Source organism: Streptomyces sp. NPDC002795, assembly GCF_042888725.1.
In the GTDB taxonomy this organism is placed as follows: domain Bacteria; phylum Actinomycetota; class Actinomycetes; order Streptomycetales; family Streptomycetaceae; genus Streptomyces.
On record NZ_JBIAQB010000009.1, the window covers coordinates 98,275 to 111,875 of the forward strand.

General features: G+C 70.7%; 13 protein-coding genes. 5 read left to right on the top strand and 8 right to left on the bottom strand.

The annotated features are described in order from the left end of the window. Positions 1-9 precede the first annotated feature (9 nt). Genes ACFYWS_RS26680 through ACFYWS_RS26690 form a run of 3 tightly spaced genes read left to right on the top strand, consistent with a single transcriptional unit; the run spans position 10 to position 3,499 of the window. On the top strand, positions 10-1,881 hold the full coding sequence (locus ACFYWS_RS26680) for a CheR family methyltransferase (RefSeq protein WP_389280649.1): 1,872 nt from the start codon (positions 10-12) through the stop codon (positions 1,879-1,881). Positions 1,882-1,909: 28 nt separating this feature from the next. After that, positions 1,910-2,758 carry a GAF and ANTAR domain-containing protein gene (locus ACFYWS_RS26685; protein WP_389280650.1) on the top strand — a complete coding sequence of 283 codons (849 nt, stop codon included), beginning with the start codon at positions 1,910-1,912 and terminating at the stop codon, positions 2,756-2,758. 12 nt (positions 2,759-2,770) lie between these two features. After that, entirely contained in the window at positions 2,771-3,499 is a 729-nt protein-coding gene (locus ACFYWS_RS26690) for an ANTAR domain-containing protein (RefSeq protein WP_389280651.1), read from the top strand. Positions 3,500-3,524: 25 nt separating this feature from the next. Here ACFYWS_RS26690 and ACFYWS_RS26695 read toward each other — a convergent pair whose 3' ends face one another. Both ACFYWS_RS26695 and glnA read right to left on the bottom strand, forming a co-directional pair. Further along, positions 3,525-4,037: a DUF1269 domain-containing protein gene (locus ACFYWS_RS26695; RefSeq protein ID WP_389280652.1), complete on the bottom strand. Its 513-nt coding sequence runs from the start codon at positions 4,035-4,037 to the stop codon at positions 3,525-3,527. A 171-nt stretch (positions 4,038-4,208) separates the two neighbouring features. Beyond that, positions 4,209-5,618: a type I glutamate--ammonia ligase gene (gene glnA / locus ACFYWS_RS26700; protein ID WP_389280653.1), complete on the bottom strand. Its 1,410-nt coding sequence runs from the start codon at positions 5,616-5,618 to the stop codon at positions 4,209-4,211. A gap of 199 nt (positions 5,619-5,817) precedes the next feature. Here glnA and ACFYWS_RS26705 point away from each other — a divergent pair, with 199 nt between their 5' ends. Beyond that, positions 5,818-6,285, top strand: a complete 468-nt coding sequence (locus ACFYWS_RS26705) for an RDD family protein (RefSeq protein WP_389280654.1) — start codon at positions 5,818-5,820, stop codon at positions 6,283-6,285. Positions 6,286-6,374: 89 nt separating this feature from the next. Here ACFYWS_RS26705 and ACFYWS_RS26710 read toward each other — a convergent pair whose 3' ends face one another. The 4 genes from ACFYWS_RS26710 to lipB all read right to left on the bottom strand — a co-directional run bounded on the left by ACFYWS_RS26710 (position 6,375) and on the right by lipB (position 9,469). Next, positions 6,375-7,088, bottom strand: a complete 714-nt coding sequence (locus tag ACFYWS_RS26710; protein ID WP_389280655.1) for a DUF4191 domain-containing protein — start codon at positions 7,086-7,088, stop codon at positions 6,375-6,377. 58 nt (positions 7,089-7,146) lie between these two features. Next, entirely contained in the window at positions 7,147-7,344 is a 198-nt protein-coding gene (locus ACFYWS_RS26715; protein WP_389280656.1) for a hypothetical protein, read from the bottom strand. Positions 7,345-7,578: 234 nt separating this feature from the next. Continuing rightward, positions 7,579-8,544, bottom strand: a complete 966-nt coding sequence (gene lipA, locus ACFYWS_RS26720; RefSeq protein ID WP_389280657.1) for a lipoyl synthase — start codon at positions 8,542-8,544, stop codon at positions 7,579-7,581. A 112-nt stretch (positions 8,545-8,656) separates the two neighbouring features. Next, entirely contained in the window at positions 8,657-9,469 is an 813-nt protein-coding gene (gene lipB, locus ACFYWS_RS26725) for a lipoyl(octanoyl) transferase LipB (protein WP_389280658.1), read from the bottom strand. A 298-nt stretch (positions 9,470-9,767) separates the two neighbouring features. On the opposite strand from lipB, the gene ACFYWS_RS26730 reads away from it, so the two are divergent. Further along, positions 9,768-11,219: a regulator gene (locus tag ACFYWS_RS26730; protein ID WP_389280659.1), complete on the top strand. Its 1,452-nt coding sequence runs from the start codon at positions 9,768-9,770 to the stop codon at positions 11,217-11,219. A gap of 64 nt (positions 11,220-11,283) precedes the next feature. Here the strand turns inward: ACFYWS_RS26730 and ACFYWS_RS26735 are convergent, their stop codons facing one another. Then, a complete protein-coding gene (locus ACFYWS_RS26735; RefSeq protein WP_389280660.1) occupies positions 11,284-12,612 on the bottom strand; it encodes an FAD-dependent oxidoreductase in 1,329 nt (442 codons plus the stop codon). Between the two features lie 279 nt (positions 12,613-12,891). Further along, positions 12,892-13,545 (bottom strand): TetR family transcriptional regulator, encoded by a 654-nt coding sequence (locus ACFYWS_RS26740; RefSeq protein ID WP_389280661.1) that lies wholly within the window; start codon positions 13,543-13,545, stop codon positions 12,892-12,894. Between the last annotated feature and the right edge of the window lie 56 nt (positions 13,546-13,601).

The following is a 13,601-nucleotide window of genomic DNA, read 5'->3' on the forward strand; positions in this document are numbered from 1 at the left end:
AGGACAGCGATGAGCGAGGCACAGCGCGACGCGGAGACGGACGAGGAGCTGGAGGAGCTGCTCGGCTTCCTGCGGGACTCTCGCGGCTTCGACTTCACCGGCTACAAGCGCTCGTCCCTGGGACGCCGAATCCGCAAGCGGATGAGCGACGTCGGCATCGACTCGTACGCCGACTACCGCGACCAGCTGGAGACGAACGCCGACGAATTCAGCGCCCTCTTCAACACCATCCTGATCAACGTCACCTCCGTCTTCCGCGACGCGGACGCCTGGACGTACCTGCAACGGGAGGTGATCCCCGAGGTCCTGTCCGAGCACGGCCCGGAGGACGAGATCAGGGTGTGGAGCGCGGGCTGCTCCAGCGGCGAGGAGGCGTACTCGCTGGCCATCATGTTCGCCGAGGCCCTCGGCGTCGAGGAGGCCGTCAACCGCGTCAAGATCTACGGCACCGACGTCGACGACGAGGCCCTGCGCGACGCCCGCTCCGGCCTCTACCCGGCCAAGTCCCTGGAACCGCTCTCCGACACCCTGCGCGAGAAGTACTTCGAGCAGAACGGGGCCCGCTATCTCTTCCGCTCCGACCTGCGCCGCCGCGTCATCTTCGGCCGCCACGACATCACCCGCGACGCCCCCATCTCCCGCCTCGACCTGCTCGTCTGCCGCAACGCGCTGATGTACTTCAACGTCGAGGCGCAGACCCAGATCATCGACCGGTTCCACTTCGCGCTGCGCGAGGGCGGGTTCCTGTTCCTCGGCAAGGCCGAGATGCTGCTCAACGACGCCGAGCGCTTCGACGTCGTGAACATGCGCCAGCGCGTCTTCCGCCGCCGCGCGGGCGAGTCCGCGGCCCCCTACCAGCCCACGCCGGTGAAGCTGCGCGCGAACCTGGGCGGGGAGATGCAGCACATGGCCCGCAACCGCCAATTGCGCGACCTGATCCTCGACGCCTCGCCCGGCGCCGCCATCGCCGTGGACGCCGAGGGCGCCGTCGTCCTCATCAACAACCACGCGCGCACGCAGTTCGCCCTCACCACGAACGACATCGGCCGCCCCTTCCGGGACCTCGAGATCTCCTACCGGCCCGTCGAGCTGCGCTCACTCATCGAACAGACCACGCATGAGCGCCGCACGCTGCGGGTGAACGGCGCGGAGCGCCGGGTCGGCGAGGACATCCAGTTCTTCGACATCGTCGTCCAGCCGCTGGTCGGCGCCGGCGGAATGGCGGCGGCCACCCACATCACGTTCACCGACGTCACCGTGGCCACCCAGCTCAAGGCCGAGGTCAAGCAGGTACGCGAGGACCTGGAGACCGCCTACGAGGAACTCCAGTCCACGAACGAGGAGTTGGAGACCACGAACGAGGAACTCCAGTCCTCCATCGAGGAGCTGGAGACGACCAACGAGGAACTCCAGTCCACGAACGAGGAGTTGGAGACGACCAACGAGGAACTCCAGTCCGGCAACGAGGAACTGGAGACGATGAACGAGGAGATGCGGATCCGCAGCGACGAGCTCGACGAGACCCGCGCCTTCCTGGAGGGGGTGCTCACCTCCATCGCGGCCGCCATCGTCGTCCTCGACAAGGACCTCAAGGTCAAGAGCTGGAACCGGGGCGCGAGCGACCTGTGGGGGCTGCGCCAGGACGAGACGGCCGACAAGCCCTTCTTCGGCCTCGACCTCGGGCTGCCCACGCAGCCGCTGCGGGAGGGCGTGGAGGAGTGCGTCAGGTCCCGCAAGCGCGCCGACCCCGTGGTGATCGCCTCCGTCAACCGCCTCGGCCGCAGCATCAACTGCACTGTGCACTGCAGCCCCTTCGACGGGCACCGCGGTGGCGTCGTGCTGCTGATGGAGGAGGGCGGCCGGGGCAACGGAGCCTCCTGATCCGCTCCCCGGGCGTACGCTGAAGGGCATGACCCTCGGGGGGAGCTCGGTGGAGCTGGCGGCGGCCGTCTGGCAGCGAGCGGCCCGCGCTCGTGAGCGCGCGGACCGCACGCTGGACCTCGTGCGCGAGTGCGAGCGCTTTGCCCGGGAGGGCGGCGGCGACCTGCATGTCCGCCTGGCGCACATCCACCGGACGAGCGCGAAGCGGCACGAGGTGGCCGCGCAGCTCCTCGAATCCCATGCCCGCCGCGCCGCCCGCTGGGCGGACACGGGAGGGCGGCCCCCGCTGTTCATGACGGGGGTCGCGGAGGCCTGCGGGGCCGACAGCGCCGCCGTCACCCTCGTCGACATCGACCGGAACCAGATCGCGACCGCCGCGTCCGACGAGCACGCGCGCGCCGCGCAGGACCTGGAGTACATCCTCGGCGAGGGCCCGGCGCGCGACGCGGTGCGGGACCGCTGCGCGGTCGCCGCCTCGGGGCCCGTGCTGACGGACCGCTGGCCCGGCTACGGTGCCGCCGCCGAGGGGCTTGGAATCGGCGGTGTCCTCGCCGTGCCCCTGCGGTCCGCCGACAGCTGCATCGGCGCCCTGGCCGCGTTCGGCGTGCGCGCGGACGCCGCGTCCACCACGACCGTCACTCAGGTCGCCGATTCCCTGACCGGCAACGTTTTCCTCGGCACGGACGCGGTACCCGGTTTGTTCGGAGGCATCGACTACCGCGCCGAGGTCCACCAGGCCGCGGGTATGGTGGCCGTCCAGCTCGGCTGCCGCATACCGGATGCACTGGAACTGGTCAAAGTGCGCGCCTTCGCGGACAGCCGTCCCCTCGGCGAGATCGCTCAGGATATCGTCCAGGGACGACTCCGACTCGGCTGAGAGGTCAGCACCGTGACACTGCGAGAGCAGGAAGTCGCCGCGGTATTCGCCGAGTTGACCGGCGGAGCCGCCCGCGACCCCATGAATACACAGACCTTGCTGGCCACCCTCGCCGAAGGGGGCAGGCGGCTGTTCCACGCGCGCGGGGCAAAGGTGGGGTACGTGCCCGGCGGCCGCTCGCCGGCCCTCACCGACGGCACCGATCCCTCCCTCGGCTCCCTCGCGGCCGACGCCGCCCGCTGGGAGGAGGGCGCGGGCCACGACGCCCGTACGACGGGCTGCGCCCTCGTGGACGTCGATGTGACGGCGCGCCCCGCCCAGCTGCGCTGGCCGCGCTGGTCCGCGCGCGCCAGGGCCCTCGGCTTCGGCCGGGTCACCGCCCTGCCGCTGCACGGCAGGGACGGGGAGATCGGTGCGCTGGTGCTGTTCTCCGCCCCCGGGAAGCCGCTGGACGAGGAGGCCCTCGCCCTGGTCCGGAGCTTCGCCGACGTCGCGGGGCACACGCTCACCCTGCAGCGTGAGCTGAACGAAAGCCAGGTCCTCACGGGCCAGTTGGAGCACGCGCTGTCCAGCCGGGTCGTCGTGGAGCAGGCCAAGGGCATCCTCGCCGCCCGCCACGGACTGTCACTGGACGAGGCCTTCGCGGGACTGCGCGGCTACGCGCGCTCCCACCAGCGCAAGCTGGCCGACGTGGCCCGTGAGGTCACCGAGGGCCAGCTGCTCGAACTCCTCGCCCAGTGAGCCCGTCAGGCCCAGTGACCGGCGGCTACGCCGACGCCTGAGCCTTGGCCTGCGCGTCCTCCAGGATCCCGCGCAGCACCTCCTCCTCGTCGTTGCTCAGCGAGGTCTGCACGAGCTGACCGCCGTACGTGGCGATCTCGGGCACGACCTTGTCCTTGGCGGCCTGCTTGACGAGGACGAACAGCGCGGCGGCGCCGGGCCGCAGGTTCTGGCTGAGTTCCTTCATGAAGTTGTCGTTGATCCCGGTGTCCGTGACGGCCCCGCCCGCGGCACCCGCGGCGGCGCCCACGGCGGCCCCCAGGAACGGCACGAGGAACAGCATGCCGATGACACCGCCCCACAGCGCACCACCCGTGGCGCCCGTCGTGGTGTGGTTCACGGCCTGGTTCAGCTTGATCTTCCCGTCGGACTCCCGGCGCTCGACGACGACGATGTCCTCGAGCTCGACGAGGTGCTCCTTCGACATCTGCAGGAGCCGTTCGCGGACCTGGTTGGCGGTGGCGAGGTCGTTATAGGCGACGACGAACAGATTGCTCATGACGGCACTCCTCCGAGGCTTGTCAGCGTGTGCGACTTGCCCGAGTTTAAGGCGCTTGCCCGGTTTTCGCCTGGCGAGGTTCACACACCCCTGACACGGCCGAGGGCCCGGCCTCCCTGGTGGGGGAGACCGGGCCCTCGGCGCCGAGCGCGTCCGGAGTTACGGGACGGCTTAGAGGTCGAAGTAGAGCTCGAACTCGTGCGGGTGCGGGCGCAGCTGGATCGGGGCGATCTCGTTCGTGCGCTTGTAGTCGATCCACGTCTCGATCAGGTCGGCCGTGAAGACGCCGCCGGCCAGGAGGTACTCGTGGTCCGCCTCAAGGGCGTCGAGGACCGCGGGGAGCGAGGTCGGGACCTGCTGGACGTTGGCGTGCTCCTCAGGAGCCAGCTCGTACAGGTCCTTGTCGATCGGCTCGGCCGGCTCGATCTTGTTCTTGACGCCGTCGAGGCCCGCCATGAGCAGCGCCGAGAAGGCGAGGTACGGGTTCGAGGACGGGTCGGGCGCGCGGAACTCGACGCGCTTGGCCTTCGGGTTCGAGCCCGTGATCGGGATGCGCATCGCGGCGGAGCGGTTGCGCTGCGAGTACACCATGTTGACCGGCGCCTCGAAGCCCGGGACCAGGCGGTGGTACGAGTTCACGGTCGGGTTCGTGAAGGCGAGCAGCGACGGGGCGTGCTTGAGGATGCCGCCGATGTAGTAGCGGGCGGTGTCCGAGAGGCCCGCGTAGCCCTGCTCGTCGTAGAAGAGGGGCTCGCCACCGGCCCACAGGGACTGGTGGACGTGCATGCCCGAGCCGTTGTCACCGAAGATCGGCTTCGGCATGAAGGTCGCGGTCTTGCCGTTGCGCCAGGCGACGTTCTTCACGATGTACTTGAAGAGCATCAGGTCGTCGGCCGCGGCGAGCAGCGTGTTGAACTTGTAGTTGATCTCCGCCTGGCCGGCCGTGCCCACCTCGTGGTGCTGGCGCTCGACCTTCATGCCCTGGCGGTCGAGCTCCAGCGAGATCTCGGCGCGCAGGTCGGCGAAGTGGTCGACCGGCGGGGTCGGGAAGTAGCCGCCCTTGTAGCGCACCTTGTAACCGCGGTTGTTCTCGACGGCGCCGGTGTTCCAGGCGCCCGCCTCGGAGTCGATCTCGTAGATCGAGCGGTTGGCCGTCGTCTCGAAGCGCACCGAGTCGAAGACGTAGAACTCGGCCTCGGGGCCGAAGAACGCGGTGTCGGCGATGCCGGTGGAGGCCAGGTAGGCCTCGGCCTTCTTCGCCACGTTGCGCGGGTCACGGCTGTACTGCTCGCCCGTGATCGGGTCGTGGATGAAGAAGTTGACGTTCAGCGTCTTGTCACGGCGGAAGGGGTCCACGCGGGCGGTGGTCAGGTCCGCGCGCAGCGCCATGTCGGACTCGTGGATGGCCTGGAAGCCGCGGATCGACGAGCCGTCGAAGGCCAGCTCCTCCGTGGGGTCGAACGCCTCGGCCGGCACCGTGAAGTGCTGCATCACACCCGGCAGGTCGCAGAAGCGAACGTCGACGAACTTGACGTCCTCGTCCGCGATGAATTTCTTGGCGTCATCGGCGTTCTGGAACATCCAACTCCTCCTACTCCCACCCAGGGAGGGGCGGGGTTGCAGCTCTTGGCAGCTCGATCGCGCGACCGGTGCGGTGGCACACGCTGGGGCCTGACGATATGCAGGCGTGATTTCTCAAGCATGACCCATTTGTTTCGCCCAAGTTAACCGGAGCGGGGGTCAGAGCCGCATCAGGAGAGCGGCGCAGTACCGTTGACGCGTGGACAACAGGGAAGCAATGGGATCGTGGCTGTCCGGGCCTCGTGAGGCCATGGAACAGGCGGGCGCCGACTTCGGCTACCGCGGTGAACAGCTCGGTCTGCCCGAGCACGGACCCGGCTCCATCGCGCGCCCCGGCCGCCGCATCGGAGCCCTCGTCGTCGACTGGGCGCTGTGCATGCTGATCGCATACGGCCTGGTCACGGACGGCTACAACCAGGCGACGGGGAACTGGGCGCTGCTCATCTTCTTCGTACTGAGCGTGCTCACGGTCGGCACCATCGGCTGCACGCCCGGAAAGCGGCTCTTCGGTCTGCGGGTCGTCTCCGAGGCCGGCGGCCGCGTCGGTATCGGCCGGGTCCTCGCCCGCTCGGTGCTGCTGTGCGTCGCCATCCCGGCGCTGATCTGGGACCGCGACGGCCGCGGCCTGCACGACCGCGTCGCGAAGGCGGTGCAGGTCCGCATCTAGGGGCGCGGGGAGCCGCGGGAACGTAGGAGAGGCGGGCCGGAACCATCAGGTTCCGGCCCGCCTCGTTCACGTAGAAGCAGCGGAGCGTGTCAGCGGGTCCGGCCGCCGCCACCCTTGGGCATCTTCATCCCCTTGGGCATCGGACCCTTCGGCAGCGGCATGTTCGACATGAGGTCGCCCATTGCCTTCAGCCGGTCGTTGGTCGCGGTCACCTGGGGACCGGTCAGCACGCGCGGCAGCTTGAGCATCGTCGTGCGGAGCTTCTTCAGCGGAACCGTTCCCTCCGGTCCCTGGCTCGTGCCCACCACGAAGTCGTGGACCGGGACGTCGGAGACGATGCGGGCCATCTTCTTCTTCTCGGCCGCGAGGAGCGACTTCACCCGGTTCGGGTTGCCCTCCGCGACGAGCACGATGCCGGCCTTGCCGACCGCGCGGTGCACGACGTCCTGGCTGCGGTTCATGGAGACCGCAGGAGTCGTCGTCCAGCCACGGCCGATGTTGTCGAGCACTGCCGCGGCCGCGCCGGGCTGTCCCTCCATCTGCCCGAAGGCCGCCTTCTCGGCCCGGCGCCCGAAGATGATCGCCATCGCGAGGAAAGCGAGCAGGAGGCCGAGAATTCCGAGATAGATGGGGTGACCGAGCAAGAAGCCGATCGCGAGGAAGACACCGAAGGTGACGATTCCCACAGCCGCGAGTACAAGACCGATCTTCGGATCGACCTTGCGAGTCATCTTGTAGGTCTGAGCGATCTGCTTGAGCCGCCCGGTGTTAGCAGCGTCCGCTGCAGTTTCCTTCCTCGCCATGTCCTGAAGTCTACGTGGCCGGGGAGGCGGGCAGAACCCGCACCTGGTCCGGGTTCGCTCAGCCCCGCGAGGCGGCGGCCTCCAGGACGCGCTGCGCCTCGAACCGGTCCTTGGCGCGGCGGCGGTCCTCCAGGACCGAGGTCCAGGCGTTGCGGCGTGCGGTGCGCTGGCCGCTGCTCATGAGCAGCGACTCCACGGCGCGCAGGGCGTCGGTGACGGTCGGGATGGCGGTGGCGCGGACGGGCGCGGCCTGCATGGGTGAGGTCCCCCCTCGAAGAGTGATCACGGCAGTGGCACGGGATGTACGGGGCGTGATTCCAGAGTCACTGATTGGTGTTACCAGGGCGTGACCGGACGGTCAAACACCAATGAAGCCTTGACGCTCGCGCCGCAAACGCAGACGCGGCCCTGACGGTGCCCCCCAACTGCGGGGATCGTCAGGACCGCGCCTTACCGGCCACTACTGGCTAGTAGCCTCTTGTGCGTGAATTCACACGGCCTGCGAGGCGGTGAAGGAGCCGCGCCTCTCCTTGGCCATCTGGAACAGTCGGCCCGCGCGGTACGAGGAGCGGACCAGCGGGCCCGACATGACGCCGGAGAAACCGATCTGCTCGGCCTCGTCCTTCAGCTCCACGAACTCCTGCGGCTTGACCCAGCGCTCCACGGGGTGGTGCCGCACGGAGGGGCGCAGGTACTGCGTGATGGTGACCAGTTCGCAGCCGGCGTCGTGCAGCTGGCGCAGCGCGTCGCTGATCTCCTCGCGGGTCTCGCCCATGCCGAGGATCAGGTTCGACTTGGTGACCAGGCCGAAGTCGCGGGCCTCGGTGATGACCTTCAGCGAACGCTCGTAGCGGAAGCCCGGACGGATCCGCTTGAAGATCCGCGGGACCGTCTCGACGTTGTGCGCGAAGACCTCGGGGCGGGAGGAGAAGACCTCGGCCAGCTGCTCCGGGTTCGCGTTGAAGTCCGGGGCGAGGAGCTCGACCTTGGTGCGGCCCTCGGCGCGGTTGGTGGTCTGGCGGTGGATCTGGCGGACCGTCTCCGCGTACAGCCAGGCGCCGCCGTCCTCCAGGTCGTCGCGGGCGACGCCGGTGATCGTCGCGTAGTTCAGGTCCATCGTGACGACGGACTCGCCGACGCGGCGCGGCTCGTCACGGTCGAGCGGCTCCGGCTTGCCGGTGTCGATCTGACAGAAGTCGCAACGCCGGGTGCACTGGTCACCGCCGATGAGGAAGGTGGCCTCGCGGTCCTCCCAGCACTCGTAGATGTTGGGACAGCCCGCCTCCTGGCAGACCGTGTGCAGACCCTCGGACTTCACGAGGTTCTGCATCTTCGTGTACTCGGGACCCATTTTCGCCCGGGTCTTGATCCACTCGGGCTTGCGCTCGATGGGGGTCTGAGCGTTACGGACCTCCAGGCGCAGCATCTTGCGTCCGTCGGGTGCGACTGCGGACACGACCGGCTCCCTAAAGCTTTGATTCCTCGGCGTACATCAGGGTACGCCCGTGATGTTCATGGCCCTTACGGGTGGCCAACCGGCGGCCTGCGGGGTGCATTCCCCGTATGGGCTAGACCGAGGCCTTCTCCGGTTTCTCGACGGCGCGGGGCCTGAGGTCCGCGTTCCCCAGCACGGTCTGCAGATGCCTCTCCGCGATCGGCAGCACTTCGTCCATCGTGACCTCGCGCCCGAGTTCGTACGAGAGGGAGGTCACGCCCGCGTCGCGGATGCCGCAGGGGATGATCTTGTCGAAGTTCGAGGTGTCCGGGTTCACGTTCAGCGCGAAGCCGTGCATCGTGACGCCCTTGGCGACGCGGATGCCCATGGCGCAGATCTTGCGGTCCTCGTGCCGCTGGCCCGCGTTCGAGGGCGCGTACTCGGCGCCGACGAGGCGGTGGTCGAACTCCTCGTCCTCGCCGCTGAGGCGGGGGTCGAAGTCCAGCGACAGACCGCCGAGCTTCGTACGCTGCTCGATCGGGTCGCCGAGCACCCACACCCCGGCCCGGCCCTCCACGCGCGCGGCCTCGATGCCGAACTCGGCGCAGACCGCGATCATCGCGTCCTCCAGGCGGCGCAGATGCGCGACCACGTCCACGGGGCGCGGGAGCTTCTGGATCGGGTAGCCGACGAGCTGTCCCGGACCGTGCCAGGTGATCTTGCCGCCGCGGTCGACGTCGATGACCGGGGTGCCGTCGAGCGGGCGCTCCTCGGGGGCGGTGCGACGACCGGCCGTATAGACGGGCGGGTGCTCAAGGAGCAGACAGGTGTCGGGCGTCTCGTCGGCGAAGCGAGCGGCGTGCACACGGCGCTGCTCGTCCCAGGCGACCTGGTAATCGACCATGTCCGCACCGAAACCCATGCGGACGAACCGGAACTCACTCACGGCAAGTGCCTCCCTAAGAACCTTCACCGTGCATATAACGCGCCCGGAGCAACTGTACGGCTCCCGGTTCGCGGCTCAGCCGTCCACCCCTCGCGCGGTTTGTCACACGATCGGATGAAGGAGGGGTTCGGCTCGGCTGATTGGGGGACGCCGTGTGCGCTGCGTGATAATTTCGGCGCCGTCCGTGAGCGGGAGCCGGTCACGGCGTACGCCGTTCCATGAGGGAGCAGCGACCAGAGGGGGGCACTCGATGGCCCCCCTTTACCGCTTCCAAGGGCCCGGAAGGCAAACGCACAGCATGACGGAACGACCTCCGCAGCGCATTCCGAACCGCCAGCTCGCCGCGCTCATCGCGGAGGCCGGTTTCTCCAACGCGGGCCTCGCGCGCCGCGTGGACCAGCTCGGGCTCGAACACGGGCTTGACCTGCGGTACGACAAGACGTCCGTGACGCGGTGGCTGCGCGGGCAGCAGCCCAGAGGGACGACGCCTGCGCTCATCGCGGAAGTGTTCACGCGCCGCCTCGGCCGCCGACTCTCCGCGCAGGACCTCGGGCTCGACGCGTGTGCGCCCGTGTACGCGGGTCTTGAGTTCGCGGGATCGCCCGAGGAGGCCGTCGACATCGTCAGCGGTCTGTGGCGCAAGGACTCCGGCAGCCATGCCGAGCTCCGGAAGATCGCGTTCACCCCGGCCGGGCTCGTCGTGCCCAGCCGCGACTGGCTGATCGGCCGCGCCGACGACCGGGTGGCCCACGGCGAGCAGCTGCCGCGGGTGCCGGTGCAGGGACGGCCCGGCGCGGCGCCCACCGCCGTGCCGCGGCAGCGGGGGCAGACCGAGCGCGGGCCGGGGCACCGGGTGACGAGCGGGGACATCGCGGCACTGCGCTCGGTGGGCGAGCTGTTCCGCGCACTCGACCACGCGTACGGGGGTGGGCACGCGCGCCAGGCCCTCGTGCGGTACCTGGAGCACGAGGCCGAGCCGATGCTGCGCGGCGCGTACGGGGAGCAGCACGGGCGGCGGCTCTTCTGCGCGGTCGCCGATCTGACCCGGCTCGCGGGCTGGACCTCGTACGACATCGCGGCGCACGGGCTCGCCCAGCGGTACTTCGTGCAGGCGCTGCGGCTCACGCAGGCGGCGGGGGACCGGATGTACGGCTCCTACGTGCTGGTCACCATGAGCCGGCAGGCCGTCTACCTCGGGCACGGGCGGGAGGCGGTGCAGCTCGCGCGGGTCGCACAGCAGGGCGTGGGGGCTTCGGCGCCGCCCGCGGTGCAGGCGCTGCTGCATGCCGTGGAGGCGCGCGGGCACGGGGTGCTGGGTGAGGTGCGGGCGTGCACGGCGTCGCTGGTGCGGGCCGAGCGGGCGCTCGGGGCGGTGCGGCCGGGGGACGAGGTGCCGCCGTGGGCGCGGTTCTTCGACGAGGCGCAGTTGGCGGACGAGTTCGGGCACTGTCACCGGGATCTTCAGCAGTACCGGGCCGCCGCGCAGCATGCGGAGCGGTCGCTCCAGTTGCGGGCGCCGGGCTTCGCGCGCAGCCGGTTGTTCTGCCGGGTGGTGCTGGCGTCGGCACGCCTCGGGCTCGGGGAGCTGGACTCGGCGTGCACGCTCGGGGCGGAGGCGGCGTCGGCCGCGGCGGAGATGCGGTCGGTGCGGGCGCACGAGTATGTGCGGGAGTTCGAGCGGAGGCTGGAGCCGTACCGCGACGCGGGGCCCGTCCGGGGATACCGGGAGAGGGTCGCGGCGTTGGGGTGAGAGTGGGGCGCCCGCCCCCGGAGTAGGGCCACGGAGGCGGGCGCGGTCTGGAGGGGCACTGTCCCTAGGCGGCGTGGGTGATCGGGGGCGCCGCGGGTTCGGGGATGCCCAGGTCGGTCAGGAGCGCGTGGGTCGCTCGGCGGGCCGAGTGGAGGGCGCCCTGCACCGTGCCGGCGTCCCGGTGGTCCCCGCATACGTACAGGCCGTCGAGGAGGCGGACCGGGCGGCGCGGGTCGTGCGGGGGTGGCATCGCGGGAACGGCGTGGGTGTCGTGGTGCACAGCCAGGGTTTCCCAGTCGGCGGTCGACGTGCCGTAGAGGGCGCCGAGTTGAGTGCGGAGTTCGCGGTCCGTGGGGGGTGGGCCGAGGACCGTGGAGGAGACCAGGGCGCGGCCCGCAGGGGCTCTCGTGGGGTCGACCTGGCTGATCACCGACGAGTGTGCGACCGGGCCGAGCCGGTCCGCGTCGAGCAGCAGCGCGGGTTCGGCGAGCGGCGGCTCGGGCATGGCGTGGTGCACGACCGTGACCTCGTGGAAGGCGGGGACGCGCAGGCCGGGGAGGAGTTCGGCGGCGTCGTGCGCGCCGGTGGCCAACACCACGGCGCGGCACGGGAGTTGGCCCAATTCGGTGGTCGTGACCGAGGTCGTGGCGACCGCCGTGGCCCGTACACCGGTGTGCACCGTGCCGGGCGGCAGGCCCGCCGCGAGCAGCTCGGGCAGTGCGTCGGCGCCGCCCTCCGGTACGGCGAGCCGGCCCGCCGCGTACGCGTGCAGGGCGAGGTCGGCGCACCGGCTGGAGGTGTGGAGGTCCGGGTCGCAGAGCAGGGCCGAGAGCAGGGGGCGTACGAAGCCGTGGAGGGTCGAGGGTGGCAGGCCTCGGGTCAAGAGGGCCTGGGCGGTGGGGAGTTCGGGGCGGGCGAGGAGGCGGGACGGCTCCGTCGCCGCGAGCCGGGACAGGCTCGCGCCCAGGCGTGCGTGGTCGAGCGGGCCGCCGAGGGCGGGGCGGGTGCCGCGCGGACTCCGGGGGGCGCTTGCCAGGGCGCGTGCCGCGTTGAGTGCGCCCCTTGTGCGCCGGGGGCCGGTGGGTTCGCCCGCCCGGTGCCGCAGTCCCTCGCTGTGCACGAGCGCGCCGGGGGAGAAGCGGCGCAGGGCGAGGGGAGCGAGGGCGGGGTCGCGGCGCAGTTCGGGGTACGAGGTGCACAGTGGCCGGCCGGTCCGGTCGAGGCGGAAGCCGTCGACCTTCTCTGTGGACATGCGGCCGCCGATGCCCGTGGCGGCCTCCAGGACCAGCGGGTGCAGGCCCGCCCTGGTCAGGTGCCGGGCCGCCGCGAGTCCCGCGATCCCGGCGCCCACGACGACGATGGCTCCCGGGCTTACGTCTGCAGGGTCGAGCACGGTGTGCCTCCGCGGGTCGGGTGGCTGACGTCCGGGGGCTCATGCCCTCAACGCTCCCTCGGGATACCTGAGTTCGAGGCCCAGGGAACTTGAGGGTAGGCGCGCCGCGCACGCCGGGCAGTCGCGCGCGGGGGCGGCACGGGGGCACGACGGCGCACGACCACGCGTCTGCGTGCGGGACGGGTCCCGCGGCGTACGGCCCGGCCCCGCATCGGGCGCCGCGGCTCCGAGCCGGACTCCGCGGTCCCGCCGTCCGATGCCCGGCGGTCCCGCCATCGGTCACCCGGCAGTCCCCGCCGCCAGATGGCGCAGGCCGCGGATCGCCAGTGACGCGGGGGAGTTCGGGCCGGAGGTGGGTGCGTCCGTCGTGGCCCAGAGTTCAAGTGCCACCCGGATCGCGTCGGTCGCCGCGGCGGCTGTCAGGCGGGTCTCCAGGGGGTCCGTGCCGGGGGCCGCGAGGCGGGTCACCACCGCGAGCAGTTTCTCCTCCGACTCCTGGTTGACCCGGTACCAGACGGCGCGCAGGGCCGGGTCGTCCTGGGCCGCGCGCAGCAGGGTCCGGGTGCCCTGCAGTGCCTCCTCCGCCGCCTCGTCCGGGGGTGAGAGCGTCGCCGCCGCGGCGGATTCGAGGGCCTGCGGCAGCGGCGTGCCCGGCTCCGTCGCGGCCAGCAGCTCGCGCCAGCGGTCGCCGCCGGACGCGAGCAGCGGGCCCACGGCGTCCTGCTTGTTGCGGAAGTAGCGGTAAAAGGTGCGCAGCGCGACCCCGGCGCCGCGCGCGATCTCCTCGGCCGTGGTGCCGTCGGGGCCCTTCTCCGTGAACAGCTCCATCGCCGCGCGGGCGATGTCGAGCTGGGTCGCCGCCTTGCGGCGTTCGGTCAGTGAGGGCTGTGCGGGTGGCGAAGACGGCGAAGAGGGCGTTCTGGGCTCGTTCACCTGACGAAGCGTAACCGCACCGGGAATGGAATGGCACGAAACGCCGTTATGGCAAA

Coding starts and splice junctions, on each gene's coding strand:
- ACFYWS_RS26695 (WP_389280652.1), bottom strand. CDS start 4,037: ATGAGCAATCTGTTCGTCGTCGCCTATAACGACCTCGCCACCGCCAAC.
- glnA (WP_389280653.1), bottom strand. CDS start 5,618: ATGTTCCAGAACGCCGATGACGCCAAGAAATTCATCGCGGACGAGGAC.
- ACFYWS_RS26730 (WP_389280659.1), top strand. CDS start 9,768: ATGACGGAACGACCTCCGCAGCGCATTCCGAACCGCCAGCTCGCCGCG.
- ACFYWS_RS26685 (WP_389280650.1), top strand. CDS start 1,910: ATGACCCTCGGGGGGAGCTCGGTGGAGCTGGCGGCGGCCGTCTGGCAG.
- ACFYWS_RS26715 (WP_389280656.1), bottom strand. CDS start 7,344: ATGCAGGCCGCGCCCGTCCGCGCCACCGCCATCCCGACCGTCACCGAC.
- ACFYWS_RS26680 (WP_389280649.1), top strand. CDS start 10: ATGAGCGAGGCACAGCGCGACGCGGAGACGGACGAGGAGCTGGAGGAG.
- ACFYWS_RS26710 (WP_389280655.1), bottom strand. CDS start 7,088: ATGGCGAGGAAGGAAACTGCAGCGGACGCTGCTAACACCGGGCGGCTC.